Genomic DNA, 25,036 nt, shown 5'->3' with positions numbered 1-25,036 from the left:
CGGGTGTGACGGATCGGCGAAGTCGCAGCGATGCGCCGCGCTGGGGGGCATGGGTCGGACGATTCGCAATGTGGGCAGGGATCGACGTACGCGTATTCGTCGATCGGGCGGCTCGCGTGACGGGCGCGGCTTGTCGGCCGAGTCCGCCGCGCGTACGTTGTGAAGAATGGCGATTGTTTATCGTTCGACCGCGATCCTCGTCGGCGGGCTGCTGACGGCCTGTCCTTCGCAACCTGTCCCTGGGGACACCGAGACCGACGGCGCGACCGCGACCGACGCCGGCAGCGAGACCGATCCGTCGACGGGCGGCGACCCGCCGACCACCAGCCTGCCGACCGGCACGACGAGCTCCACCGGCGACACCAGCACGACGACGACGAGCGAGGGCACGACGACCGAGGGCGTGAGCGCGACCTACACGTCGACGAGCACGACGGGGAGGACACGACGACGACGAGCACGACGGGCGAGGACACGACGTCGACGAGCACGACGGGCGAGGACACGACGACGACGAGCACGACGGGCGAGGACACGTCGACGAGCACGACGGGCGAGGACACGTCGACCTCGGGCGAGCCGCCGGGCTGCGGCGACGGGGTGGTCCAGCCCGGCGAGGCGTGCGATGACGGCAACGCCGACGGCGACGACGGCTGCCTGCCGACCTGCGAGCTCGGCATGGGCGCGCCGCTCGATCCGCTGGTGCTGCCGAAGCCGGCGCAGGCCGACGACCTGCGCTGCATGGCGCCGCTGCCGGGGTGGTTCCTCGACGCGTCGGCGATGATCGTCGGCCGCGCCTTGACCGACTTCGGGCCCGAGGGTCAGACCGCGTCGCAGCTGTTCGAGGTGTCGCTGCCGGGCGGCGACGACCCGGCGTTCTGGGACATCACCGAGTGGGCCGGCGAGCACGGGCGCGCCCCGCTGCAGGCGCAGGGGGTCCAGGGGCACGTGGTGGTCGCGGGGATGATCGACACCGAAACGCAGGAGCCGGGCTCGGGCGGGCACCTGTGGCTGACCAGCGTCGGCGGCGACGGCTCGACCGAGTGGTCGCTGGAGTTCCCCGAGCTGCCGATCGCGGTGACCGACATGCACTGGACGGGCGGGGACATCGCGCTGGTCGGCAATCACGCGGCCGGCGAGGCGGGGGCGTGGGTGCTCCGCTTCGACGGGGCGGGGGCGTTGATGTGGCAGCACGACGCGCCGGTCGGGGTCGGCTGGAGCGTCCGCTACCGCGGGGTGGCGATCGAGGACAACAGCGGCATGATCTACGCGGTGGGCGAGCGCCACGCCGACGACGCGTCCTCCGATCAGGTGTTCCTCGAGGCGCTGACGCCCGCGGGCCTGGTGCTGTGGGAGGCGACCCTGCCGTCGCCGACGCACGCCCACGCGCTGCCGTCCGACGTGACGGTGACGGGCCAGACCGCGCTGGCGGTGGCGATGACGCAATCTGACGGAGATGTCCCCGAGGACAGCGTGCTCGGCTACGCGAAATTCGCGGCGGCCGACGGGGCGCAGCAGTGGTGGATGGAGTGGGCGCCGCCCGACGGCTGGGCGATCCACGCGGGGCCGGTCGACGCCGAGCCGTTCGGCGGGATGTTCATCGGCGCAGGCGAGCACGAGGGCGACGAGGCGCGCACGCGAGTGTTCCGCATCGACGAGGACGGGGCGGTGCTGTGGACGACGAAGCGCCCGGGCGGGGACGTGCGCGACCTGCTGTTCTTCGGCCCGCCCGAGCGGGTCTACGCGCTGACGAAGGACGCGATCCTGCCGTTCGCGAGCTGGTGAGGGCGAGGCGCCGCCGGGGCTGGCGGAGCGGCCGCGGCGGCGAGCGCCTAGCGGTCGAGTCGCGCGGGCTCGGCGGCGTCGGCCGCCGGGCCAATTCCGTCATGGCCGCGTCACAGTCGTGCGGCGCCTCGCTGCGAGCGCCGCGGCCGCGAGCGCCACGATCGACGCGCTGCGGCTCGCCGGTCTCGCTGTGCCGGATCGTCCCGTCACCGTCGCCATCCTACATCAGGACCGGCGCGGCGAGCTGCGACCGCCGCGCGGCCGGTGTTGTGGCGGATCCGACAGCGGTCGCCCCGGCGGCGCCGCGCCGCCTGGACAACATTGCGAGTGGTGTGACGCTTGAAATCGTATGACCGCATCGATTCGATCCGCCCGCGTCGTGGTCGTCGCCAGCGCGGCGCTCGCCGCCTGTCCGGGCGACTCCGGCGCGCCGATGGCCGACACCACCGATTCGGGGACCACGAGCAGCGGCGCGGCCACGCTCGACGGCGAGGACGACACCGGGGCGACGAGCGTCGACGTGCCTGTCCCCGAGGACAGGCCCGAGAGCGAGCCGCAGACCCGGGTCGAGCGGCTGCTGGCGGCCCTCGACGAGGCGATGTACCGCTGCCCCGAGCGCGCGTGGCCGGGCGTCGCGGCCAACTACCGCCAGCGCCAGGTGGTGCTGACGTCGGCGCCCGACAAGCTCGCGTGGGTGTGGAACGACCAGGGCGGGGACGGTGCGCCGCCGGTGGTCAGCGAGCGCCAGCTCGACGAGCTGCCGCCGGAGTGGACGTCGTACTTCAACGTGAGCGAGCTGAGCGGCGTCAAGTCTCTCGGCATCTCGCTCGACCAGACGCAGGCGCAAAACGAGTGGTGGACCAGCAACGGCGGCACGCTGTGGCCCGATTTCGCGGCGTCGCTGATGTTCCACGAGGGCTTCCACTTCCTCAGCGATCAGGACGACTGGAGCACCGGCGAGGGCAGCCGCTCGGCGCCGTACCCGGAGCCGTGGGAGCCGCGTTACCTGCGGCGCCAGCTGATCGGGGCGCTGGCGGCGGAGGTGCAAGCCGAGGGCGCGGGCATGGCCGCGGCGGCGCACTGGTACACGCGCCTGCAGACGGAGTACGCGGCCGAGATGAAGGCGATCCGCAGCTATGATTGCAGCGAGGGCTCGGCCGAGTACGTCAGCCTGATCATGAGCGCGATCGCCGAGCTCGGGTGCGACGCCTCCGACGCGGAGGTGCTGGCCCTGGCGCTGTCGCACCTGCCGGACGGGCTGTTCCTCAGCAGCGGCGCGGGATTCGACAGCGACCTCGAGCCCTACGAGCTCGGGGTGGTCGCCGGCCTGCTGCTGCGCCGCGCCGGCGTGGCCGGCTGGAGCTGGCGGTCGAGAAGGGCCAGGGTCCGGCCGATCAGCTGCTGGCGAAGCAGGCCGCCGCGCCGCAGGTCGACGATCCGGCGGCGCAGGCCGCGGCGCAGGCGGCGGTGGCCGAGCGCAACGCGGCGGTGGGGATGCAGATCGAGCCGATGCTGGCCCGCATGAAGGACCCGGGCTACACGCGCGTCGCGGTCCGCTTCGACTGGATCGTCGGCTCGTTCGGGGTCGGCGGGTTCTATTATCTGGCCGCCGACCCGCAGCAATCGCAGGTGCTGCTGAACCTGTCGGCGGTGCTGGACCCGCCGTCGATGGTGACGATCGAGGTCGCCGAGCAGACGGCGCTGGCCGGGGTGGCGACGCCCTGCGCGTTCCCCCAGGACTATTCGATCGTGCTGACGGTGCCGAACGCGGCGCTGACGGTGGCGCTCGGCTCGGCGACGTCGAGCGACGCCCAGGTGCGATTCGCCGGCCTCGCCGTCGAGGAGGCCAAGGACATCGACGGCCTGCCGTGGCTGTGCCCGACCGACGCCGGCGGGGCCAATGGTGCCCCGGCCCCGCGCCCCGAAATGCACACCCTCCGCAGCGCCGACCACGGCCGCCGCCGGGCCTTCGTCCACCCGGAGACCGGTCGCTGAATTGTCCCGCAGACGGGCGAGTTCGCGCCTCTTGGCGCGGTTTCGCGCAATCGGCTTGACGCCGCGCGCGGTTTCGCCCCAAATGCGAGGGCATGCGCCTCGCCGCCGACGCCCCCACGCCCGACTGGGACTCCTTCGAATCGCGTTCGAATGCGCAGACCTGGAGTCGCGCTCCTACTACGATACGGTGACGGGCGAGGTGTGCGTGACGGGGCCGTTCGAGGACGACCCCGGCGAGCGCGAGCGGATCGACGCCGACCCGCAGCGCTACCTCGAGATCGATCGCCTGCCGTCGCACGAGCAATACCAGTGGATGGCGCGCTTCGCCACGGAGGAGGTCGGCGACGTGCGGCTGCGCGAGCGGCTGCTGCGCGCGCTGGAGGGCCGCGGGCCGTTCCGCCGGTTCAAGGACGCGCTGCTGTCGGCGCCGCAGGAGCGCGAGCGGTGGTTCGCGTATCACGCGAGGGCCCTGCGCCGGGCGATCGAGCAATGGTTCGCGACCCGCGACCTGCCGGTCCGCGCGGCGCCGCCGTGGGCCCGGCGCGATTGATTGTGTTGACGCGGATCACCCGCAGGATTTGGCGAGAGCGACCCCGGCGATGCGGGGTGCTCGATGCCCACGCGGTTCCGCAGCCGGTGTTTGGAACGTGGCGGGTGTCGCTCAGCGCGGAGCGGGCTCGTGGAGCGCGAAGGCGGCGCCCTGCGGGTCTTCGCAGGCGGCCACGCGCGCGCCGTCGGGGGCTCGCATCGGCTCGCCCGCCGCTCGACCATCGCCGCTGCGCACGCGCTCCAGGGCCGCGTCGAGGTCGGCGACCGCGAAGTGGAACAGCCAGTGGGTGTGGATCTCCGGGCGCCGGGCCGCGTCGGACATGCCGCCGACGGCGGGGCCGTCGGGGTGCCACGCGAATTCGCGGTAGGTGCCGAGCGGCCCGAGGTCGTGCGACTGCCGCGACGCCCAGCCGAACATGGATCCGTAGAGCGCAGCGGCCTGGGCGGAATCACGGGAGTGCAAATCACACCACGCGAGGGTCGCGGTCGCCTCGGGCCGCGAGGTGACGGCCAGCACGGAGCCGAGCGGGTCGCGGAGCGGGGCGACGAGGTGGCCCGGGGGACGCGTCTGCACGGGCCCCAGCGGGCTCGCGCCGAGAGCGACGAATCGCTGGACCGCGGCGGGGACGTCGGCGACCGCGATGTGGCCGAGCCAGTGCGCCGGGGCGCCGCGAGCGGCCGCCTGCGCCGGGAGGGTGGCGAACTCGCCCAGCTCGGGCCCGTCCGCACGCAGGCGCCAGCAGGCGTCGCCCGCGGCGACGACGAGACCGACGGCGTCGACGTAGAACGCTCGCGCGGCGACGGGGTCGGTGGTCCTGAGCTCGTACCAGCAGAACATGGGCATCGCGGGGCTCACGGGGTCGGCGCGCAGGATAGCAGGAGCGCGGGCCACGGCGCCGTCCGAGGCCGATTGCCGCGCGGGGGGCCGGTGGTACGAACTTCGAGGCCATGCGCGCATCGAACCTGTCGTGGATGTCCTCGGCGCTGCTCGTCCTCGTGAGTTGCGGCGAGCCCGCCGCTCGCGGCAATGGGGTGACCGAGGGCACCGTCGTGGTCCGGGTGGAGGACGCGAAGGTCGCGGTCGAGGAGGACTCCGCGGCGAGGCCGGCGGCCGACGAGGCGACCGCTCCGGAGGCGGAGGCAGCTGCGGCGTCGGAGGCGGACATCGTGCCGCGAGCGCCCGCGCCTGCGACCGCGGAGGCGGCGGCGCGCCAGCTCGCGGCGTGGCTGTCCGAGCGCGACGCGCCGGTGCCGGCACTGCTCGACCCGACGTCGGAGATCGAGGTGGCCATGGACTGCGGGGTGTGTGACGGCACGGAGCCGGGCAAGACCACCAAGGTGATCGGCCTCGACGGCCTCATCGCTCTCGACCGTGAGCTGCGCAAGGGCGCGATCCTCGGCCTGTGGGACTTCGGCGAGCAGATCGACTGCAAGCAGGGCTGCTGCCGCTTCCTCATCGATCCGGAGGTCGGCCTGCAGGAGTACCTGCTCGGCTTGAAGAAGGTCTGTGTGCGCACCGACGAGGGCGGCAAGCCCCTCGCCTACACGCGCATCGAGGGCGTCGGCGCCCGGCCCAAGTTCTTGCCGAAGTGAGCCGTACGCGACGCCACGACGAACAGGTCGGGCGGCCTGTCACTCGTCACCGCGGCGCTGCGGGACCGAGTCGAGCGAGGACGACGGCCGGGCGCTGGTGGTGTCCGCGAAGTGACGGCTCGCGCTTCGGCTCGACCGACCTCGCTCGCGGCGACGTGCTCATGGCTCGAGCTCCGGCGCGACGAGCGAGGGCTTCGTCGACTTCGGTTCGCCGGGGCGGGTGAGCGAGGTCGGCGTCACGCCGAGCACGCGGCGCATGCAGCGGGCCATGTGGCTCTGGTGCGAGAAGCCGACCTCGAGCGCGACCTGGCTGGCGGCCATGCTCCCGCGCAGCAGCAGGGCGCGGGCGCGGTCGACCCGGCGGTGGATCACGTAGGTGTGGACCGGCAGGCCGAGCGAGCGGCGGAACAAAGTCTTGAGGTGCGAGGCGCTGATGCCGGCGACGTCGGCGAGGGTCGCGAGGGACAGGTCGTGATCGAGGTGCTCCTCGATGTAAGAAGTGACGGACCGCAGCTGCTGCGGGGTGAGGCCGCGCGCGGGGGAGCCGGTGCGGCCACCGGATCGAGCAAGCGCACGGCCAGCGCCAGGCCGAGGCTCTCGCTGAACAGCGCGCCGCCCGGGCGGCCGGCGGCGTGTTCGGCGTCGAGCGCCCGCACGATGTGCTCGATCTGGGGATCGCGGACCTGGTGGCGCAGGGGCACCTCGAGGTGCGCCGGATCGCGGCCCGTCTCCGCGGCGGCGCGGCCGAGCAGCGACGGCGTCAGCGACACGACGAGCGCGGTGCTGGCCTCGGCCTGATGCCATTCGTCGGCGACGCCGGCGGGGAACACGTCGATCTCGCCGGCGGTGTGGACGAATCGATGGTGCTTGCATTGGCCGCGCGCGGGCCGGCCGACGTGCATGCGCACGCGGTGGTCGGCGGACTCGGCGAGGACGGCCAGCCCGGCGGCGAAGGTCTCGAGGCCGAGCTTCGGGGTGAGGGAGGTGCGCGCCGCGATCGTCTCGGTCCCGGGCATGGGGGACGATCCTACCCGAGGGCGCGGGCGACCTGACCCGCGGATCGGCGTCCGATCGTGTCCTCGTCGCGTCCGAACGTGCGCGACTGCGGGGCGCGGGGGGCCTATCTCTGGAGGCATGCATTCGCACTCCACAACCCACGAGGCCGCCCTGATCGGCCTGGGAGCGATGGGCGTGGCCCTCGCTCGCGCGGCGGCGACGAAGGGCCGCCGCATCATTGTCTGGAATCGGACTTCGGCCAAGGCGGCGCCGCTCGAGGCCGCCGGCGTCACGGTGGCCGCGAGCGTGGCCGCGGCGGTGGCGGCCAGCCCGGTCGTGATCGTGTGCGTCACCGACTACCCGGCGACCCGCTCGCTGCTCGAGTCGGTCGAGCTCGCCGGCAAGACGCTGGTGCAGCTCAGCACCGGCACGCCGCAGGAGGCGCGCGAGCTCGCGGCGTGGGCGACCGCCCGAGGCGCGCGCTACCTCGACGGCGCGATCCTGGCGGTGCCGAGCCAGATCGGCGGACCGCACGCCAACATCATGACGGCGGGCGCGCCGGAGGCGTTCGCGGCCGCGCAGGCGCTGCTCGCCGACATGGGCGCGGTCCGCTTCGCCGGCGAGCCGCCGGGGGCCGCGGCGGCGCTCGACTTCGGCGTGCTCGCCAGCCTGTTCGGGGCGCTGCTCGGCTTCTACCACGGGGCCCGGCTGATGGAGTCGGAGGGGCTGCCGGTCGACAGCTTCGGCGAGCTGATGGCCGCGACGGCGCCGGCGATCGGCGAGATGATCCGCATCGACGCCGACGCGATCCACCACGGCCGCTACGAGGCGCCCGAGGCCTCGCTCGAGATCTGCTGGCGCAGCATGGAACTGCTCGGACGGCACGCCCGCGAGGCCGCGATCGACGTCAGCTTCCCCGACTTCGCGGCGGCGATGTTCCAGCGCGGGATGGCGGCGGGCCTCGGCCAGGAGGCGCCGGCGGCGATGATCAAGGTGCTGCGGGCCGGGTCGGCCGCGAAAGGAGCGGGGCGATGAGCGCGTACGCGGGCAAGCAGGCGGTGATCGTCGGCGGGACGCACGGGATCGGGCTGGCGACGGCGAGGTTGCTGCTCGCCGGCGGGGCCGAGGCGCTGGTCACCGGCCGCGAGGCGAGCGCGGCGGCGGCTCGGCGGGAGCTCGGCGAGCGGGTGGTGGCGTCGGACATCGCCGACCTCGACGCGGTCGGCGCGTTGGCCCTGCAGGTGCGGGCGCGCCTCGGGGCGATCGACCTGCTGTTCATCAACGCCGGGGTGGCCGAGCTCGAGCCGTTCGACCGCGTCACCGCCGAGTCGTACGACCGCACGTTCGCGGTCAACACCCGCGGGGCGTTCTTCACCGCGCAGCGGCTGGCGCCGCTGGTGCGCGAGGGCGGGGCGATCGTGTTCACGACCTCGATCGCCAGCACCAGCGGGACGGCGTGCATGGCGGTCTACTCGGCCAGCAAGGCGGCCATCGGCGCGTTCGCGCGGGTGATGGCGGCGGAGATGCTGGCGCGAGGCGTGCGCGTCAACACCGTCAGCCCCGGCTTCATCCGCACGCCGACGATGGGCACCGCCAGCAGCACGCCCGAGGAGCGCGCGGCCTTCGAGCGCGAGGGCGACGCGATCACGCCGATGGGCCGGATCGGCACGCCCGAGGAGGTGGCCCGCGCGGTGCTGTTCCTCGCGTTCGCGGCGACGTTCACGACCGGCACCGAGCTGTACGTCGACGGCGGCCTGGGCCAGCAGCTGTCACCGCCGCAGCATGCTCCATAGGACATGGCTTCATGAACATGCTTTCATGAGCATGTCCCCGTGAGCATGTCCGTGCAAGCATGTCCATCCATACAGGACGCCGGCCGCGCGCCTCGCCTCGGCTCGCGCGGCCCCGGCGACGTGTCCATGCACTTCAGCGAGCCGGAGGCCGGGCTCGTCAGCGGCGAGTTCGTCGTCGGGCCCGGGATCCTCGCCGGCCTCCGGCGGAGGACGCCCTGACGTCGCGCCGCGGGCGTCGCCGTTGCGAGCATCGCCGCGCGCTGGCCCGGCCGGCGAATTCGATCATGCTTGTGGCCGCGGAGGACCGGGGCCATGGGCATGCTCATCGACGGGGTGTGGACGACGAAGTGGTACGAGCCGGACGAGGCCGGCAACTTCGTGCGCTCCGAGTCGCAATTCCGCGAGCGCGTGACCGCCGACGGCAGCTCGGGGCACCCGGCGGTGGCGGGTCGCTACCACCTCTACGTCGCCCACGCGTGCCCGTGGGCGCACCGGACCTTGCTGGCCCGCGGCCTGCTCGGCCTCGAGCAGGCGATCTCGATCTCGGTGGTCGACCCCTTCATGGGCGACGACGGCTGGGCGTTCACCGACCGCGACGGCTGCGTGCCCGACCCGATCTTCGGCGCTCGCTTCCTGCGCTCGATCTACCTCCGCGCCGACCCGGGCTACAGCGGCCGCACCACGGTGCCGGTGCTGTGGGACCGCGAGCGCGCGACGATCGTGTGCAACGAGTCGCGCGAGGTGCTGCGCATGCTCGACGTCGAGTTCGCGGCGCTGCACACCCGGCCGATCACGCTGTACCCGAAGCCGCTGCAGCGCCGCATCGACCGCACGATCGACCAGATCTACGGGCCCATCAACAACGGGGTGTACCGGGCCGGCTTCGCCACCAAGCAGGACGCGTACGAGGAGGCGGTGCGCGAGCTGTTCGCGGCGCTCGACCACTGGGAGGGCGTGCTCGAAGGCCAGCGGTTCTTGTGCGGCGAGGTCGTCACCGAGGCCGACCTGTGCCTGTTCACCACGCTGCTGCGCTTCGACCCGGTCTATCACGGGCACTTCAAGTGCAACCTGCGGCGGATCGTCGACTACCCGCAGCTGTCCGGGTACCTGCGCGACCTCTACCAGTTGCCCGGGGTGGCCGAGCTGTGCCGGCTCGACCACATCAAGGAGCACTACTACCGCAGCCACCCGCAGGTGAACCCGACGCGCATCGTCCCGCTCGGCCCGATCTCGACGCTCGAGCAGCCGCACGATCGCGGCCGCTTCGGCGGCGAGCCGTTCGCGGCGAAGTCGTGAGCGCGGCGCCGGCTCACGGCTTGTCGTAGCAGGCCGCGCCGTCGAGGCAGCCGACGAAGGCCGCGCACTCGGGGACGGTCACGCACTCGGCGACCGCCTCCGCGACGCAGGCGTCGTTCGCGGTGAAGCAGCCGAAGCACGCCTCCGCCAGGGTGTCGGTGTTGCACAGCGGGTCGATGCAACCGGCGAAGCACGGGTGCTCGATGTCCGGGCAGACGCAACCCGCCAGGGTACCGCGGAACACCTCCCAGTCGCCCTCGCCGCGGCAGCAGTCGAAGCACTCGGACTGCGTCGGCGCGGCCCCGCAGGTGGCGTACGGGTCGGCGTCGGTGGTGCCCGGGCCGCTCGTGCTGGTCACCGTCGCGCCCATCGTCAGGTCGTCGGTCGTCAGCTCGCCCGTCGTCGCCGAGGTAGTGGTCAGGGCCTCGGTGGTGGTGGTCGTCGTCGCCGCGGTCGTCACCGGCGCGGTCGAGGTCGAGGTCGAGGTCGAGGTCGAGGTCGAGTCGGGGCCGGTCGCGTCGGGCCCGGGCGCGGTCGTGCCGGTCGCGCTCGCGCTGCCGCTGCCGCTCGTCGACAGGCCCGAGGGCGGGGCGTCGGAGAAGCAGGCTGCGGCCATGAGGAGCAGCAGGAGCGGCGATCGGCGGAGCATGGCGAACCCTATCACCCGGTCGCCCGGCCCCGCGATCGGCGAGCCTCGGAGCGCCGTGTGAGGGCCGGCCTGCGGGCTCGCGTCGATCGTCGTCTCGCGTCCGCGTGGCGCAGCGGAGGTCATGTCGGTCGGTGAGTCGACCTCGCTGCTGCTGAGCACGCTGGATCCTCCTGGTCGTCGATCTGCGGGCGCTTTTTCGAGCCCGGTCCATTGCGGTCGGTCCGTGGTCGTCGCACCGCTCCGCGCCTCGGCCGGGCGCCCGCTCGGAGGGCCTGCGTACGCCAATGTTCAGCGGCGTCGGCCGTCGTCTCGCTCGCGTGCGCCGGCAGACGCATCCGCGGACCGGGCTTGCGGGGGTCGTCGCGGTCGAGGGCGCGGCGGACGACCAGCAATTGACGATCGACTTCGGCGGGACCCGCCGGGTGCTGCTGGCGAGATTCGTGACCCCGGCGTGAGGCACCAATGCTGCGACCCGCGAATCGCATGAGCATGCGATTCGCGGATCCGCGGAGAGGGCCGGGTGGGGATCGAACCCACGACCGATGGATTAACAATCCATCGCTCTCCCGCTGAGCTACCGACCCGGGAGGAATTGCTGCTCTGTAGGGGATTCGAACCCTGCGGACCTCGGTGAAAGCGAGGTGGCCTGACCGCTGGCCGAACAGAGCGACGATGTGCGGGCGGAGGGACTCGAACCCTGCGTCTCGGGAGTGAGGTTCCCGAATCCTGGCCGGTTGGACGACGCCCGCGTCTGTCTCTCTCAACGAAGAGAGGAGGAGATTCTCCTGCGCGGGCCCATCACTCTCAAACCCCGCGCAGGACCCGCTCCAGCTCCCGTTCCTCTTCGAGGACGCGGAAGCGAGCAGGATTGCTCGAATTGGGATTGAGGCGCGACATGGCGATCGGGAGTATCCGCGATGTCCGGCGCGGCGTCAAGTCATTCGGGGTGGTGCGATGCACAATTCGTAGGAGGGCAGAAGCGCGCGAGGTGTGGACATTCCGGCTCGCGGTCCGGTGGACGGGGTGGAGGGTGCTCGGAGCGGACGTCGCATGGGCTTCGAGACAGGCCCGCGGCGCTCCTGCCATGGGCTCGTCGCGCCGGCGGCGTCGAGCGGCCGCAGCGGCCCCGCGCCGGTGCAGGCGGCGACGACGAGGAGCAGGCAGGTCGCGCGAAGGGACATGTCCTTCGAATCGTGTGCGAAACGACAGGGCGATTCAGACATGTCCAGGAGGACATGTCGCCGGGGTCATATGAAAAACTCGCGGAACACGTGCGGCCCGTAGACGGTCTCGCGGATCCGCTCGAGCTCGGCGTACATGTCCCACGCGTCCTGGGCCCGCTGCAGGCGGCTCGGGCGGGCCAGGTAGCGGACGAAGCGCTGGAGCGGCTCGGGCACGTGCGCCGGCAGGTCGAGGCCCACCGGGTCGCCGCCGAGCAGGAACGCGAGCGTGCGGCCGACCGACAGCAGGTCGGCCGCGGGCGTCGGCGGGCCGCGCTGGGCCACCTCGGGGGCGCTGTACTCGTCGTGCACGGCGCGGAAGCCCTGGCCGGTGCGGGCCGGCTCGACGATCGCGTAGCACCAGTCGACGAGCACGACCCGGTGGTCGCGCGGGCGGACGATGAGGTGCGCCGGCTCGATGTTGCCGTGCAGGACGCCGAGGCTGTGCGCGTGGCCGAGGGCGCTGAGCGTGCGGCGGGCGATCCACACGATGTGCTCCGGCGGCACGCCTGCCGGCAGGCGGGCGCGCAGGGCGGCGCCGTCGAGGCCTTCGACGAGGCCGAGCAGGTTGCCGGCGCGGCCGCCTTCGGTGAAGAAGCGGCCGTGCAGGCGCGGCAGCAGGGCGCGCTGGCGGGCCTCGCTGGCGTGCAGCCGCTGCAGCACCTCGGCCTCGTTGAACAGCAGGTCGTTGTCGGCGGCCGCGAGCGCGACCTTGGCGACGCACGGCTCGCCGTCCTCGCCCGGTGCGCGCCAGATCGCGGCGAGGTCGCCGTCGCCGAGGTGCTCGGCGAACTCCCGCGCCGCGCCCGCGACCTCGACGCACAGACCAGCCGGCGGAGGGGCCGCCGCTCGGTAGGGCCCCGGGTCCGCAGAGGGATGCGCCGGCGCGGCCGCCGGGGGACGATCCTGCTGCAGCATCGCAGGGCTCGACTGCAGCGTTGCAGGCGGGGCAGGCGGCAAGTCCTGCAGCCCTTGCAGCGCCTCGGCGTGACGCTGGTGGAGCGCGCGTTGCAACTGCTTGGCCAGGTCCTGCGCGTCGGGGTTGCCGCCGTAGCGCTCGGGCGAGGCGACGGCGAGCCAGCGGCGCAGCTCGTCGCCGAGAGCCCGCGCCAGCGCGGGGCCCTGCAGCGAGCGGTCGCGCAGCGACATGAACACGACTTCGGGTCCGCCGCCGCGAGCCAGCAATTCTCGCAGGCGTCGCAGCTCGTCGGTCCGCATCGTCCGCGAGCGTAACACAGGGCCGGCGGAGGCCGGCCCCGGGGCCCGCAGCCGCGCCCTCCGCGAGCGCGCGGGGCTGCCCGTGGCGCGCGGGGGGCAGCGCGGAGCGGCGGTTCGTCCGCGGCCCGGGCAGGCGGTTGACGACGCTCGCGCGGCTCGATATGCCGCGTGTGCCATCATGTCCAACGAGCTTCGCTACGACGGAAGAGTCGCCATCATCACCGGGGCCGGCAACGGGCTCGGTCGCGCCCACGCCCTCCTGTTCGCCTCGCGGGGCGCCAAGGTCGTCGTCAACGACCTCGGCGGCAGCACGCGCGGCGACGGCAGCAGCTCGACCGCCGCCGACAAGGTGGTCGAGGAGATCCGCGCCGCGGGCGGCGAGGCGGTCGCCAACTACGACAGCGTCGAGGACGGCGCGAAGATCGTGCAGACGGCGATCGACGCGTTCGGCCGCGTCGACATCGTCGTCAACAACGCCGGCATCCTCCGCGACGTGTCGTTCCACAAGATGACGGACGGCGACTGGGACATCATCCAGCGGGTCCACGTCAACGGCGCGTTCAAGGTGACGCACGCCGCGTGGCCGAAGATGCGCGACCAGGGCTACGGCCGGATCATCTTCACGGCCAGCGCCGCCGGCATCTACGGCAACTTCGGCCAGGCCAACTACAGCGCCGCCAAGCTGGCGCTGGTCGGCTTCAGCAACACGCTCGCGCTCGAGGGCCGCAAGTACAACGTCCGCGCCAACACGATCGCGCCGATCGCCGGCTCGCGCATGACCGAGACGATCCTGCCGAAGGAGCTCATCGACGCGCTGCGGCCGGAGTACGTCAGCCCGCTGGTCGCGTGGCTGTCGCACGAGTCGTGCGAGGACACCGGCGGCCTCTACGAGGTCGGCGGCGGGTTCTTCAGCAAGCTCCGGTGGGAGCGCACGCAGGGCCACACGGTCCGCCTCGGCCGCGCGATCACCCCGGAGCTCGTCAAGTCGAAGTGGAGTAGCATCGTCGACTTCGCCAAGGCCACCCACCCGGCCGACGTCGCCGCCGCGCTCAGCCCGGTGATGGACAACGTCAACGCCGGCGCGAGCAAGGGCGGCAACGAGTTCGTCGACGTCGACCAGGCCCTCGGCTACGAGATGCCGAAGGTCACCACCGAGTACGACGAGCGCGACCTGTCGATGTACGCGCTCGGCGTCGGCGCGGCCGCGGACCCGCTCGACGACACCGAGCTGCGCTACGTCTACGAGATGCACGGCAAGGGCTTCTGGCCGCTGCCGACCTTCGCCGTGATCCCGGCCCAGACCGGCATCATGCAGGCGTTCAAGGACGGCCACACCGCGCCCGGCTTCAACTTCGGCCTCGACCGCCTGCTCCACGGCGAGCAGTACACCGAGCTCAAGCGCCCGCTGCCGCCGCACGCCAAGCTGACCCATCGGACATGGGTGAAGGACATCTTCGACAAGGGCAAGAACGCGTTCATCGTGTTCGCCACCGAGAGCTCCGACGAGTCCGGCGAGGTCATCGCCTACAACGAGCTCGGCGCGGTCATCCGCGGCGCGGGCGGCTGGGGCGGCGACCGGGGCCCGTCGGGCGACAGCAACACCCCGCCCGACCGCAAGCCCGACGCCGTGGCCGAGGAGCAGATCCGGCCCAACCAGGCGCTGCTCTACCGCCTGTCCGGCGACTGGAACCCGCTCCACGTCGACCCCGCGTTCGCCGGCGCGTTCGGCTTCCCCAAGCCGATCCTCCACGGCCTGTGCACCCTCGGCGTGGCCGCCCGCCACGTGATCAAGCACTTCGCCGCCGGCGACCCGCGCAAGTTCAAGAGCATCAAGGTCCGCTTCAGCGAGAGCGTGTTCCCCGGCGAGACGCTGGTCACCGAGATGTGGAAGGAGTCGGACAACCGGGTGATCCTCCGCTGCAAGCTGAAGGAGCGCGACAAGGTGGTGCTGTCGCAGGCGGCGATCGAGTTCTATTCCGAGATCCCGCAGCCCAAGCCGAAGGCCAAGCCGGCGGCCGCGAGCGCCAGCGCGAGCGCCGAGGTCACGCCGACCAGCGCCGACGTGTTCACGGCGATCGAGCAGTTCCTCGGCAAGAACCCCGACCTGGCCAAGAAGGCAGGTGTGGTGTTCCAGTTCAAGCTGAAGGACCCGGAGAGCGTGTGGACGCTCGACCTGAAGAACGGCAAGCTGGCGGCCGGCGAGGCCGCGACGCCCGAGTGCACGCTCGAGCTGACCGATGCCGACTTCATGGACATGTGCTCCGGCAAGGCCGACCCGCAGAAGCTGTACATGGGCGGGAAGATGAAGATCGGCGGCAACCTGATGGCGTCGACCAAGCTCAACTTCCTGACCAAGCTCGACCCGGCCACGGTGATGGCGGCCGCGCGGGCGCGGGCAGGCGCGGGCGGCGGTGGTGCGGCCGCGGCGGCGCCGGCGGCCCCGTCGGCGCCGACGAGCGCCGACTACATGGCGGCGATCGGTGAGTTCGTGAAGGGCAACGCCGAGCTGCCGGGCAAGGTCGCCACGGTGTTCCAGTTCCGCCTCAAGAACCCCGACTCGGCCTACGTGTTCGACCTCAAGTCGAACCCGGGCAAGGTCTACGCCGGCGAGGTCGAGGGGGCGAACTGCACGCTCGAGCTCAGCGACAGCGACTTCATCCTGATGACCACCGGCAAGGCCGACCCGCAGAAGTTGTTCGGCGAGGGCAAGCTGAAGATCGGCGGTGACCTGATGGCGTCGATGAAGCTCGGCTTCCTCAAGAAGATCGACATGAGCAAGGTGAAGGCCGGCAGCGCGCCCAAGGCGGCGGCTCCGGCGGCCGCGGCCGCGGCTCCCAAGGCCGCGCAGGCGCCGGCGGTGCTCGACCAGGCCGCCGCCAAGCTGGCGGGGCTCAAGTCGGACAAGGAGGTCACGATCGAGCTGCGCGTGAAGAGCCCCGACGCGGTGTTCTTCGTGCAGGTCGGGCCGCAGGGCGGCAAGCTGGTCGACAAGGCCGCGGGCCCTGCCACCACCACGGTCACCGTGGCCGACGAGGACCTGGCCGCGCTCGCGCAGGGCAAGGCCAAGCTCGCCACCCTCTACCAGCGCGGCAAGCTGCGCGTCGACGGCGACGTCGCGGCGGCGCACCTGCTCGCGGCGCTCGAGCAGAGCAACTGACAAGCGAACGAACCAAGCGGAGGAATCACAGCCATGAGCAACAAAGTCAACGTGATCGGCGTCGGCATGGTGAAGTTCGCCAAGCCCGGCGCGAGCGACGATTACCACGTGATGGCGGCCAACGCGGCCCGCACGGCGCTGCAGGACGCGGGCGTCGACTACAAGGACATCGAGCAGGCGTTCGCCGGCTACGTCTACGGCGACAGCACCTGCGGCCAGCGGGCGGTCTACGAGCTCGGCCTCACCGGCATCCCGGTCGTCAACGTCAACAACAACTGCTCGACCGGGTCGACCGCGCTGTGGCTCGGCCGCCAGGCGATCCTCGCCGGCGAGGCCGAGTGCGTGCTGGTCGTCGGCTTCGAGCAGATGGAGAAGGGCGCGCTCGGCAGCAAGTTCAACGACCGGCCGGGGCCGCTCGACAACTTCGCCGGCACGATGGACCGCGTGCAGGGCTTCAACCAGGCCCCGCCCGCGGCCCAGATGTTCGGCGGCGCCGGCCGCGAGTACCGCTGGAAGTACGGCACCCGCCGCGAGACGTTCGCCAAGGTGTCGGAGAAGGCGCGCAAGCACGCCAACCGCAACCCGTACGCGCTGTTCGGCGAGCTCCTCAGCGTCGAGGAGGTCCTCGCCTCGCCCGAGGTGTTCGACCCACTGACCCGCTACCAGTGCTGCCCGCCGACCTGCGGCGCGGCGGCGGCGGTGCTGTGCTCGGACGCGTTCGCCAAGAAGAAGGGGATCGCCAATTCGGTGTACATCGCGGCCCAGGCGATGCGCACCGACTTCCCCAGCACGTTCGAAGAGAACAGCATGATCAAGATGGTCGGCTACGACATGGCCAAGAAGACCGCCGAGGCGGTCTACGACAAGGCCGGCCTCGGGCCGCAGGACGTCCAGGTGGTCGAGCTGCACGACTGCTTCACCGCCAACGAGCTGCTGACCTACGAGGCGCTCGGCCTGTGCCCCGAGGGCGGCGCCGAGAAGTTCGTGTGGGACGGCGACAACACCTACGGCGGCAAGTTCGTCACCAACCCGTCCGGCGGCCTGCTGTCGAAGGGCCACCCGCTCGGCGCCACCGGCCTGGCGCAGTGCACCGAGCTGGTGTGGCAGCTGCGCGGCCAGGCCGACAAGCGCCAGGTCGAGGGCGCCAAGGTCGCCCTGCAGCACAACCTCGGCCTCGGCGGGGCCTGCGTGGTGACGATGTACCGCCGCGACTGAGCTGACTGCCAGGACAGGCTGTTCAAGACATGGCGCGCGGGACAGGTCCGAAGGGACCTGCCCTCCGCGCCATGTGCTTTGGGTCAGGGCGCGAACGGCCTCGGCGCGGCGACTCACGAGCGGACGGCGGGCGGCGGGGGCCGCATTTGCTAAGGTCGCGGCGATGTCCGACCTCGACGCCATCCTCGCGCTCACCCCCACGGGGCCCGGCCAGTTCCGGGCGGAGGTGCCCGACGGCTGGCAGCAGGGCCGCGGGGCGTTCGGCGGCCTCGTCATCGCCTTGCTGGTCCGCGCGGCGGCGGCGGCGGCGGCCGACCCGACGCGGCCGCTGCGGTCGCTCGGGGCCGAGCTGTGCGGACCGACGCAACCTGGCCCCGCGGACCTCTTCGTCGACGCGCTGCGCACCGGCACCGGGGTGACGACGCTGGCGGTCCGCCTGGTCCAGGCCGGCGAGGTCCAGGCCCACGCGGTGGCCGTACACGCGCGCACGCGCGACGCCGGCCTGCAGTGGACCGAGCTGCGGCCGCCCGAGTTCACCGCGCCGAGCGAGCTGCCGCTCGGCACGCCCGAGGAGGCGCCGGTGTTCGCCCAGCACTGCGAGTTCCGCCCGGTCCACGCGCCGCTGTTCACCGGCGGCGACGAGGCGCGGGCCGAGGGCTGGTTCCGCTTCAAGCGGCCGCCCAGCGTGCGCGACGCGGCCTACCTGGCGATGCTGTGCGACGGCTGGTGGCCGGCCGTGTTCTCGCGCCTGACGTCGCCGCGGCCGACGGCGACGCTGACGTACACGCTCCAGCCGCTGGCCGACGTGGCCCAGCTCGACCCGGCGCAGCCGGTGTACCACCGCGCCCGCGCGGTGGCGATGCGCGCGGGCTACTCGGTGGAGTTCCGCGAGCTGTGGTCGCCGGCAGGCGAGCTGCTGGCGCTCAACCAGCAGACGTTCGCGGTGATCCGCTGAGCCGGGGGCGACGACGAGGTCGCAGCGGCCCGCGGCTGTCCCGGCGGCGCTGCCTGTCACCGGGGTCGCGGTGTCGATCGAGCATGTCCGTGCGAGCATGGCCGATCGCACATGTTCTTCCGGGCATGCTCAACCGAACAGGAACGCGAGCGCCTCGGGGGCGCGGCGGCGCCAGGCGCTCTCGTGGTGGACGGCGCCGGGGTCGAACACCCAGCGCATCCGGTCGGGGCCGTAGCCGCGGCTGCGCAGCAGCTTGACCATGCGCTCGGTCGCGGGGCGCACGCGCGGCTCGTTGCCGCCGGCGTCGAGGTAGAGGCGCGACACCAGCGGGTTCTTCCGCTCGGACACGAACTTCAGCATCTTCTCGCGCGCCACCCAGAAGGACGGCGACATGCACAGCGCCGCGCCGAACACGTCGGGGCGGTGCCAGTGGGCGTAGAGGGCCGCCAGGCCGCCGAGCGAGGAGCCGCCGACGGCCGTGCCGGCCAGGTCGTGGCGGACGTGGAAGGCGCGGCGGATCTGCGGCTGCAGCTCGTCGACCATCCAGCGCACGAGGTGCGGCGCCTGACCGCGCTGGCGCATCCGGAACGGCGACAGCTCGCGCATGCGGTAGATCCCGCCGTGGTCGATGCCGACGATCAGCGGCGCCGTCCCGCCGGCCGCGCACAGGTCGCGCGCGGCGTGGTGCAGGTACCAGCCGCCGCTGTGCGAGGGCTCGTCATCGAAGATGTTCTGGCCGTCGAACATGTAGAGCACCGGCGGCGGGGCGCCGGTGTCGGGGGGGACGTAGACGCGGACCGGCCGGGGCCCCTTGAGCCAGGGGATCTGGAACACCCCGAAGATGTGGATGCGGTCGTGCACGCGGACGCGCCGAGGATAGCAGGCCGCGCGTCGCGTGGGCCCCGGCGTGACTTCGCCGACGCGGCCGCCGCGGGCCCTTGACGCGCGCGCCATGCTTCCGGCAGGTTTCACTCACAGGTTGGAGATGTCTCTTCGGGCATGCCCTTTGGAGCATGACGAAAGAGACATTTTGGGGTCAGGTCGTACGGGCGACCCGCTCGAGCACCGCGGTCGAGAAGGTCTGGTCGGCGAAGTCTTTCCCGAGGACCGGGAATGGTGGCATCCGGCGGCTTCACGGCGCGGGCGCGGCGGAGACGATCGCGGCCAGGAGGCGCTCGCTGCGGGCGGCGTCGTCGGCCATGTCGTGGGCGCGGAAGAACTCGGCGAGCTGGCGCTCGCGGACGGCGGGGTCGAAGGCGATCGCGTACTGCAGCTTGCGCCGGCACACCGGACAGAGGTGCAGCGGCGCGCGGTCGCTCTCGTCGAGGTGGTTACAGCCGTTCATGATGCAGTGGAAATGCACGCAGTGGTAGAGGCCGAACATGTGCCCGACCTCGTGGACCAGCAGGCCGAGGCAGCGGCGCAAGATCTTCGGCCTCACGCCGGGGCCGCGCGCCTCGCCGTAGAAGGCGGGGTCGAAGCGGGCGAAGCTGTAGACGCCGACGCGCTCGTCGAAGCTGGCGTAGCCGAACACGAAGTTCCACCCGGGCGCGGGGTAGAGGTCGGAGGTGGTGACCGCGACCAGGGCGTAGGCGTCGGCGGGCACGCGCGGCTTCATGCCGGACAGGATGGTGCGCGTGTCGTATTGATCATAGGCGCCGCGGTCGCGCTTGCGGGCCTTGAGCGCGGCCATGGTGGTGGGAGCGAGGCGCTCGATCGGTATTTGAAAGTAGCGGGCGGCGAAGTCGGCGACGACGGCCAGCGCCGGCCATTCGCCGCCCTCGATCGCGCCGATCGGCAGGAAGCTCAGCTTGCGCCGCGACTCGGTCGGCCGGTTGTGGCGCTGGCCGACGAACTGGGCGAAGGTCTGGCCGGGCTCGCCGTGCTGGGCCAGCCAGTCCTGCGGCCCGGGCCGCGGGATGGGCTTGTCGTCGTCGCCGGGGGTGAACGCGGCCTGGAGGTCGGGCGGAAGCTGGTCGAGGGCGCCGAGGGCCGCCGATCGTGCGGCCCGGTCGGGCGGGCTGAACTTGCGCGCCTGCGCGAACGAGGGCGCGAGGGCGACGGGAGCGGCGAGCAGGGCCCGCAGGAGCGAGCGACGCGGGACGGGCATGCCCGTCTGCTACGCGCGAGGCCGGCGGCGGTGTTCCACGCGGCGGCGGTTTACGCCGGGCCTGTTGCTCCCGCCCGCCAGCGAGATGCGGATTGTCGACACCGGGACGAGAGGGGTCTCCGGCCAATGACGCCGACGACCTCACCGCGCGCAGCGGAAGCCGACGGTCCCGTAGCCCCACTGCGGGGACAGCCCGTAGCGGTACGAGGTCCGCAGGTTGCCCAGGCCGTCGTAATAGCTGCCGCCGCGGACGACCCGGACCTCGCCGCGCTGCGGTCCGGTCGGGTCGCGGTGGGTGTCGTGGCGGTACGCCTTCTTGTCGTACCAGTCCGCGACCCACTCCGAGGCGTTGCCGGCGAGGTCGTGGATCCCGTCGGGGCTGGCGCCGGCGGGGCGCTGACCGATTGGCGCGGTGGTGGTGCCGCACTCGTGGGTGTGGGCGCGCGCGCAGGTCGGCGGCGCGTCGCCCCACGGGTACTGGGCGCGCGCGTCGGGCCCCCGGGCGGCGCGCTCCCACTCGGCCTCGGTCGGCAGGCGCTTGCCCTTCCACGCGCAGTAGTCGACGGCCTGCTGCCAGGTGGCGCACACGACCGGATGCTCCTCGCCGAGGAAGGCCGGCGCGAGCGCGGCCCCGCGGACGAAGGCGTCGCCGGTCCAGACCTCGCAGCGCGCGGTGGCGATCGTCGAGCACCCGCCGCCGGCGACGCAGGCCGCGTAGTCCTTCCACGTGACCTCGTGGCGATCGATCATGAAGCTGTCGAGGTGGACCTGCCGCGCCGGTCGTTCGTCGGCCTCGCAGTCGGGGTCGCGGCGGCTGCGGCAGCCGAGAGCGAAGCGGCCGCGATCGATCTTCTCCATCCGCTCGTCGATGAACTCGCCGCCGACGTCGGCCAGCAGGGTCGCCTCGTCGACCGACGAGCCCGGCGGCACCACGGCCGTCGGCGACGGCCCGCGCTCGCGGACCCCGCGGGCGAGGGTCAGGTCGGAGCCGCGCGCCTGCGGCCGCGGCCGCTCGGGGTCTTCGTGAGCACCTGCCCGAAGGAGCAGGTCGATGTGCCGCAGGGCCTCGGCCGCGCTCACGCGGGTGTCGCGATCCGCGTCGGCCCAGCCGCGCAGCGCCCCGAGCAGCAGATAGGACAGCGCCGGCGTGTCCGTCCCCGGCAGGCGCTCGCGGCAGTGCGCCCCGGGCCCCGGGGTGAACATCACCGCGTCGGTCGGCTCGCGGCCGCGCTGGGTGGTGTCCTCCATCACGCGCATCAGCGTCTCCTCGACCAGGGCGATGAGGCCGGCGGACACCTCGGAGACGGCCATGCGCTGCGGGGCCGCGTATGCCGGCGGGGACGGCAGCCCGGGGGCCGCGAGGCCGGAGCTTCCGCGGTGAGCTGTCCCTTGGGGCAGGCAGCCGTCGAGCACCGCGACGAGCTCGCGGTGCATGCCGTGGCCGGCGAAGCGCAGCATCGGCCCCAGCGGGATGCCGCCGCGCCAGTCGCTCGCGCTCGCCGAGGGGCCGAGCAGCACCGGAGAGCCGCCGATCGGCGTGCCCGCGTGGCCGATGACGATCAGCCACAGGGTGGCGTCGCGCTTGACCCGCCAGTGCACCTTCGAAAGCGCGGCGGCGACCGCCTCGGGCCCGCCAGGGTCGCGCAGCCAGCGGATCCGCCGGTGCGGCAGGCCGCGGACGTCGTGCAGGTAGCGGTACCAGGCGCCCGCGACGGCGTGCGCGCCTGGCCGATCGGGCAGGTGCGCGTAATCCTCGACGCTGACGATCAGGGCGGCGTCGCGCCGGCCGTCGTGCCGCGCGGGCAGCGGGGCGGCGACGTCCGGCCACGCCTCGACCCCGCTGTGGCCGACCGGCTTCACGCTCCGCGGCAGCTCCGGCGCGCACGCGAGCAAGGCCGCGGTCATGCCCAGGCCGGCGAGGCGTCGTTGATGGAGGGCCAGGGTCACGGGCAGCTCCGTGGCGGCGCCGACGAGCGCTTCATCGCCTGCCCGGTGGGGAGCGCTGGCGGTGACATGGTCCAAGGGACATGTCCGCGGCGACCGGAGGTCCGCTCGCCGCGACGACGTGCGGGCGGCCGAGGCCCGTCCTCGTCGCTTCCGCGGCCGCTGCGGGGCCCCGGTGGCGACATGTCTGGAGGGACATGTTCTTTGTGACCGGTGGTCGGCTCGCGGGGCGACGCTCCGGCCTCACCGTCGCTGGCGACCCCCTCGTCCCGCTCGCGCTCATGCGACCGATCTTGCCCACGAGCGGGGTCGCCGTCACCCGTGTGCCGATCGGACCTGGGGCCGCGTCCAGGGGCTGGGCCTGTGCTCGCGGTCGGAGACGGAGGGTCTCTTGCGGTCCGGTCGAGCGTCGCGCGGGCACGCGCGAGCCGGAGGAGTCGGGACGGGTGAGACAGAAATGATATGGCCTGAAGGACAGGTCCTCCGCAATCGGCGCCGCGAGGCCCGAGGGCGGCGCGGCGAGGAGATCGCTGGCCGTGCGCCGTCGCGGCCGCCGCCCCTGCGCCCGGGCGGGCGTGGCAGGCGGGCGGCCGCTCGTGCTAGAGTGTCGCACTCGCATGCAGGCCGCGCCCCCGAACCCCGCCGATCTGCGCCTCGGCGAAGCGCTCGGGAGCGGCGCGGTGGCCACGGTGGTGCGCGTCGTGGCGAGCGACGGGCGGCAGTTCGCCGGCAAGATCTTGCACGCCTCGCACCGGCAGGACGCGGCGGCGCAGTCGCGCTTCGCCCAGGAGGCCGAGCTGTTGCGGGGGGTCCGCGACGCGCACATCGTCGAGGTGTTCGGCGTGGTCGAGATCGACGGCGAGCGGGTGCTGCTGCTCGAGCTGGTCGAGGGGCCGACGCTGGCCGAGCTCATCGCCCGCGAGGCGCCGCTCGGCGAGGCGCGGCTGGCCGCGCTCGCGGCCGGCATCGCCCGCGGGCTGGCGCGCGCACGCGGCCGGGTGGTTCACCGCGACCTCAAGCCCGCCAACATCCTGGTGGCCGGCGGGCACACCCCGAAGATCGGCGACTTCGGCATGGCCCGCGCGACGTCGCTGGCCGGGGTCGATCGCAGCGCGCTCACGGTGCTAGGCACGCCCGACTACATGGCGCCCGAGTGCCTCGACCCGCTCGCGGTCGACGTCCGCAGCGACCTCTACGCGCTCGGCTGCATCCTCTACGAGATGGCCACCGGCGGGCCGCCGTTCGCCGGGGCGACCGCGTTCGGGGTGATCGAGGCCCACCGGCGCGCGCCGGTGCCTGTCCTTCCGGACAGCTTCTCGCCGCCGCTGCGCGCGCTGGTGCAGAGCCTGCTGGCCAAGGCGCCCGGCGATCGGCCGCAGGGGGCCGCGCAGGTGGCGGCGCTGCTCGAGCAGCTGGCGGCCGGGAGCACCTCGGCGCTGGCGGTGTTCACGGGCGAGCGCGGCGGCGGCGACCCGCCGTGCGCCGGCTGCGGGCAGCCGCGGCCGGCGGCGCTGGCGGTGTGTCTGCACTGCGGGCTGCAGGCGGCGCGGGCCGAGTCGGGGCCGTACACGGTGCTCGTGGCGGGGCCGGGCGAGCCGGGCGACCAGCTCGACGTGGCCCTGCGCGAGGCGCTGCGGCGGTGGGTGGCCGGCAATCCTGGCCTTCGGGTCACGCCGGGGCTGCTCGACAAGCGGATCCCGCGGGTGCCGTTCACGCTGCTGCGCGGGGTGTCGGAGGCGACCGCGCGGGCCGTGGGCGAGGCGCTGCGGCAGATCGGGGTCGAGGTCGAGGTGGTGCATGGCGGGCCGCTGAAGTCGCCGGCGATGCGCAAGAAGGCGCGCGCGCTGGTCGGCCGCAGCCTCGCGGTCGTGGCGGCGTCGTCGGTCGGGGTGATGAGCAGCAAGGCGATCCTCGTGCTCGCGCCGCTGCTGCTCATCGGCGTGACGGTGGGCGCGACGTGGTCGTCGCTGCGCCAGGTGACCGGCAAGGGCGAGCGCCCGGCCGCCCTGCCGCCGCCGCTGCAGCAGGCGCTGACCGAGGTCGAGCGGGTCGGGCCCACCATCGACGAGGCGCGTCACCGCCACAGCCTGCGCGCGGTGGTCGGGCGGGCGCTGGCGCTGGCGCCCGCGCTCGGGCCGGCCACCGGCGATCCGGAGGCGCCGGCCGAGGAGCTGGCCCAGGCGGTCACGGCCGCGACCGCGGCGGCGGCCCGCCTCGACGCCCTCGACCGCGAGCTCGCGGCGTGCGGGATCCAGGGCGGCGACGAGGCCGTGCGCGCGACCCTCCACGAGCGCGACACGTGGGCCGCGCGCCTCCTCTCGCTGACGGCCGCGCTCGACGGCCTGGCCGCCCGGGTGGCGCGCTCGCGGGCCGGCGGCGGGGCGGGCGACGGCGAGGCGCTGGCCGACCTGCGCGCCCGCGTCGAGGCGCTCGAAGAGGTCCAGCGCGGGGGGCGAGGGGCGTGAGGGCCTGGCTTCGGGGACATGGGCGTTTCGCGCCTGTCCTCGCGGGCATGTTCTTTTGCGCATGTCACAAAAGCATGGTCATCGGAGCATGTCCGT

22 protein-coding genes, 3 tRNA genes and 1 pseudogene are annotated in these 25,036 nt (G+C 73.1%); 14 read left to right on the top strand and 12 right to left on the bottom strand.

Features of this window, described 5'->3' with window-relative positions; all coding sequences use genetic code 11:
* Nucleotides 1-177: 177 nt before the first annotated feature.
* Nucleotides 178-390 carry a hypothetical protein gene (locus tag OV079_RS56155; RefSeq protein ID WP_267778888.1) on the bottom strand — a complete coding sequence of 71 codons (213 nt, stop codon included), beginning with the start codon at nt 388-390 and terminating at the stop codon, nt 178-180.
* 207 nt (nt 391-597) lie between these two features.
* Here OV079_RS56155 and OV079_RS22700 point away from each other — a divergent pair.
* The 4 genes and pseudogenes from OV079_RS22700 to OV079_RS22685 form a co-directional block, all read left to right on the top strand.
* Nucleotides 598-1,785: pseudogene (locus OV079_RS22700) on the top strand (hypothetical protein); the annotation flags it as partial.
* A gap of 349 nt (nt 1,786-2,134) precedes the next feature.
* Nucleotides 2,135-3,310, top strand: a complete 1,176-nt coding sequence (locus OV079_RS22695) for a hypothetical protein (protein ID WP_267770951.1) — start codon at nt 2,135-2,137, stop codon at nt 3,308-3,310.
* Complete coding sequence (locus OV079_RS22690; RefSeq protein ID WP_267770950.1) at nt 3,253-3,780, top strand: hypothetical protein; 528 nt, start codon at nt 3,253-3,255, stop codon at nt 3,778-3,780. The genes OV079_RS22695 and OV079_RS22690 overlap by 58 nt, the downstream gene beginning before the upstream one ends.
* On the top strand, nt 3,686-4,330 hold the full coding sequence (locus OV079_RS22685; protein WP_338088925.1) for a UPF0158 family protein: 645 nt from the start codon (nt 3,686-3,688) through the stop codon (nt 4,328-4,330). Before OV079_RS22690 ends, OV079_RS22685 begins: the two co-directional genes overlap by 95 nt.
* Nucleotides 4,331-4,441: 111 nt before the next feature.
* Here the strand turns inward: OV079_RS22685 and OV079_RS22680 are convergent, their stop codons facing one another.
* Entirely contained in the window at nt 4,442-5,185 is a 744-nt protein-coding gene (locus OV079_RS22680; protein WP_267770948.1) for a VOC family protein, read from the bottom strand.
* 92 nt (nt 5,186-5,277) lie between these two features.
* Here OV079_RS22680 and OV079_RS22675 point away from each other — a divergent pair, with 92 nt between their 5' ends.
* Nucleotides 5,278-5,922, top strand: a complete 645-nt coding sequence (locus OV079_RS22675) for a hypothetical protein (protein WP_267770947.1) — start codon at nt 5,278-5,280, stop codon at nt 5,920-5,922.
* Nucleotides 5,923-6,081: 159 nt separating this feature from the next.
* Here the strand turns inward: OV079_RS22675 and OV079_RS22670 are convergent, their stop codons facing one another.
* Both OV079_RS22670 and OV079_RS22665 read right to left on the bottom strand, forming a co-directional pair.
* Nucleotides 6,082-6,390: a helix-turn-helix transcriptional regulator gene (locus OV079_RS22670; protein ID WP_420829534.1), complete on the bottom strand. Its 309-nt coding sequence runs from the start codon at nt 6,388-6,390 to the stop codon at nt 6,082-6,084.
* Nucleotides 6,291-6,938 (bottom strand): hypothetical protein, encoded by a 648-nt coding sequence (locus OV079_RS22665; protein WP_267770945.1) that lies wholly within the window; start codon nt 6,936-6,938, stop codon nt 6,291-6,293. The genes OV079_RS22670 and OV079_RS22665 overlap by 100 nt, the downstream gene beginning before the upstream one ends.
* A 118-nt stretch (nt 6,939-7,056) precedes the next feature.
* Here OV079_RS22665 and OV079_RS22660 point away from each other — a divergent pair, with 118 nt between their 5' ends.
* The 4 genes from OV079_RS22660 (at nt 7,057) to OV079_RS22645 (ending at nt 10,007) form a co-directional block, all read left to right on the top strand.
* Nucleotides 7,057-7,953, top strand: coding sequence for an NAD(P)-binding domain-containing protein (locus OV079_RS22660; protein ID WP_267770944.1), 897 nt, complete (start codon nt 7,057-7,059; stop codon nt 7,951-7,953).
* Nucleotides 7,950-8,711 carry an SDR family oxidoreductase gene (locus OV079_RS22655; protein ID WP_267770943.1) on the top strand — a complete coding sequence of 254 codons (762 nt, stop codon included), beginning with the start codon at nt 7,950-7,952 and terminating at the stop codon, nt 8,709-8,711. Before OV079_RS22660 ends, OV079_RS22655 begins: the two co-directional genes overlap by 4 nt.
* A gap of 39 nt (nt 8,712-8,750) precedes the next feature.
* Nucleotides 8,751-8,930: a hypothetical protein gene (locus OV079_RS22650; protein WP_267770942.1), complete on the top strand. Its 180-nt coding sequence runs from the start codon at nt 8,751-8,753 to the stop codon at nt 8,928-8,930.
* 93 nt (nt 8,931-9,023) lie between these two features.
* Entirely contained in the window at nt 9,024-10,007 is a 984-nt protein-coding gene (locus OV079_RS22645) for a glutathione S-transferase family protein (protein ID WP_267770941.1), read from the top strand.
* Between the two features lie 13 nt (nt 10,008-10,020).
* Here the strand turns inward: OV079_RS22645 and OV079_RS22640 are convergent, their stop codons facing one another.
* On the bottom strand, nt 10,021-10,815 hold the full coding sequence (locus tag OV079_RS22640; RefSeq protein WP_267770940.1) for a hypothetical protein: 795 nt from the start codon (nt 10,813-10,815) through the stop codon (nt 10,021-10,023).
* Nucleotides 10,816-10,973: 158 nt separating this feature from the next.
* On the opposite strand from OV079_RS22640, the gene OV079_RS22635 reads away from it, so the two are divergent.
* On the top strand, nt 10,974-11,111 hold the full coding sequence (locus tag OV079_RS22635; RefSeq protein ID WP_267770939.1) for a hypothetical protein: 138 nt from the start codon (nt 10,974-10,976) through the stop codon (nt 11,109-11,111).
* Between the two features lie 57 nt (nt 11,112-11,168).
* Here the strand turns inward: OV079_RS22635 and OV079_RS22630 are convergent.
* The 4 genes from OV079_RS22630 to OV079_RS22615 all read right to left on the bottom strand — a co-directional run bounded on the left by OV079_RS22630 (nt 11,169) and on the right by OV079_RS22615 (nt 13,094).
* Nucleotides 11,169-11,240 (bottom strand) — tRNA-Asn (locus tag OV079_RS22630).
* Nucleotides 11,241-11,252: 12 nt separating this feature from the next.
* A tRNA-Glu gene (locus tag OV079_RS22625) sits at nt 11,253-11,324 on the bottom strand.
* A 7-nt stretch (nt 11,325-11,331) separates the two neighbouring features.
* A tRNA-Glu gene (locus OV079_RS22620) sits at nt 11,332-11,405 on the bottom strand.
* Nucleotides 11,406-11,903: 498 nt separating this feature from the next.
* Nucleotides 11,904-13,094 (bottom strand): protein kinase family protein, encoded by a 1,191-nt coding sequence (locus tag OV079_RS22615; RefSeq protein ID WP_267770938.1) that lies wholly within the window; start codon nt 13,092-13,094, stop codon nt 11,904-11,906.
* Between the two features lie 178 nt (nt 13,095-13,272).
* Here OV079_RS22615 and OV079_RS22610 point away from each other — a divergent pair, with 178 nt between their 5' ends.
* The 3 genes from OV079_RS22610 (at nt 13,273) to OV079_RS22600 (ending at nt 18,421) form a co-directional block, all read left to right on the top strand.
* Complete coding sequence (locus OV079_RS22610; RefSeq protein WP_267770937.1) at nt 13,273-16,251, top strand: peroxisomal multifunctional enzyme type 2; 2,979 nt, start codon at nt 13,273-13,275, stop codon at nt 16,249-16,251.
* Nucleotides 16,252-16,284: 33 nt separating this feature from the next.
* Nucleotides 16,285-17,466 (top strand): lipid-transfer protein, encoded by a 1,182-nt coding sequence (locus OV079_RS22605; protein ID WP_267770936.1) that lies wholly within the window; start codon nt 16,285-16,287, stop codon nt 17,464-17,466.
* Nucleotides 17,467-17,629: 163 nt separating this feature from the next.
* A complete protein-coding gene (locus OV079_RS22600) occupies nt 17,630-18,421 on the top strand; it encodes an acyl-CoA thioesterase (RefSeq protein WP_267770935.1) in 792 nt (263 codons plus the stop codon).
* A 129-nt stretch (nt 18,422-18,550) separates the two neighbouring features.
* Here OV079_RS22600 and OV079_RS22595 read toward each other — a convergent pair whose 3' ends face one another.
* The 3 genes from OV079_RS22595 to OV079_RS22585 all read right to left on the bottom strand — a co-directional run bounded on the left by OV079_RS22595 (nt 18,551) and on the right by OV079_RS22585 (nt 22,478).
* Nucleotides 18,551-19,282 carry an alpha/beta hydrolase gene (locus tag OV079_RS22595; RefSeq protein WP_267770934.1) on the bottom strand — a complete coding sequence of 244 codons (732 nt, stop codon included), beginning with the start codon at nt 19,280-19,282 and terminating at the stop codon, nt 18,551-18,553.
* 271 nt (nt 19,283-19,553) lie between these two features.
* The gene (locus OV079_RS22590; RefSeq protein WP_267770933.1) at nt 19,554-20,531 is read right to left on the bottom strand and encodes an archaemetzincin; all 978 of its coding nucleotides are present in this window, start codon (nt 20,529-20,531) and stop codon (nt 19,554-19,556) included.
* A 141-nt stretch (nt 20,532-20,672) separates the two neighbouring features.
* Nucleotides 20,673-22,478, bottom strand: a complete 1,806-nt coding sequence (locus OV079_RS22585) for a formylglycine-generating enzyme family protein (RefSeq protein WP_267770932.1) — start codon at nt 22,476-22,478, stop codon at nt 20,673-20,675.
* Between the two features lie 614 nt (nt 22,479-23,092).
* Between OV079_RS22585 and OV079_RS22580 the strand changes: the two genes are divergently transcribed.
* Nucleotides 23,093-24,940 (top strand): serine/threonine-protein kinase, encoded by a 1,848-nt coding sequence (locus tag OV079_RS22580; protein ID WP_267770931.1) that lies wholly within the window; start codon nt 23,093-23,095, stop codon nt 24,938-24,940.
* Nucleotides 24,941-25,036 lie beyond the last annotated feature (96 nt).

It is taken from the genome of Nannocystis pusilla, assembly GCF_026626665.1.
In the GTDB taxonomy this organism is placed as follows: domain Bacteria; phylum Myxococcota_A; class Polyangia; order Nannocystales; family Nannocystaceae; genus Nannocystis; species Nannocystis pusilla.
This window is presented reverse-complemented; position numbering and strand designations above follow the sequence as displayed.

Bases quoted from the DNA above. Each gene is read 5' to 3' on its own strand.
- OV079_RS22695 (WP_267770951.1), top strand. From the start codon at position 2,135: ATGACCGCATCGATTCGATCCGCCCGCGTCGTGGTCGTCGCCAGCGCG.
- OV079_RS22685 (WP_338088925.1), top strand. From the start codon at position 3,686: ATGGTGCCCCGGCCCCGCGCCCCGAAATGCACACCCTCCGCAGCGCCG.
- OV079_RS22675 (WP_267770947.1), top strand. From the start codon at position 5,278: ATGCGCGCATCGAACCTGTCGTGGATGTCCTCGGCGCTGCTCGTCCTC.
- OV079_RS22665 (WP_267770945.1), bottom strand. From the start codon at position 6,938: ATGCCCGGGACCGAGACGATCGCGGCGCGCACCTCCCTCACCCCGAAG.
- OV079_RS22660 (WP_267770944.1), top strand. From the start codon at position 7,057: ATGCATTCGCACTCCACAACCCACGAGGCCGCCCTGATCGGCCTGGGA.
- OV079_RS22655 (WP_267770943.1), top strand. From the start codon at position 7,950: ATGAGCGCGTACGCGGGCAAGCAGGCGGTGATCGTCGGCGGGACGCAC.
- OV079_RS22645 (WP_267770941.1), top strand. From the start codon at position 9,024: ATGGGCATGCTCATCGACGGGGTGTGGACGACGAAGTGGTACGAGCCG.
- OV079_RS22615 (WP_267770938.1), bottom strand. From the start codon at position 13,094: ATGCGGACCGACGAGCTGCGACGCCTGCGAGAATTGCTGGCTCGCGGC.
- OV079_RS22610 (WP_267770937.1), top strand. From the start codon at position 13,273: ATGTCCAACGAGCTTCGCTACGACGGAAGAGTCGCCATCATCACCGGG.
- OV079_RS22605 (WP_267770936.1), top strand. From the start codon at position 16,285: ATGAGCAACAAAGTCAACGTGATCGGCGTCGGCATGGTGAAGTTCGCC.
- OV079_RS22600 (WP_267770935.1), top strand. From the start codon at position 17,630: ATGTCCGACCTCGACGCCATCCTCGCGCTCACCCCCACGGGGCCCGGC.
- OV079_RS22590 (WP_267770933.1), bottom strand. From the start codon at position 20,531: ATGCCCGTCCCGCGTCGCTCGCTCCTGCGGGCCCTGCTCGCCGCTCCC.
- OV079_RS22580 (WP_267770931.1), top strand. From the start codon at position 23,093: ATGCAGGCCGCGCCCCCGAACCCCGCCGATCTGCGCCTCGGCGAAGCG.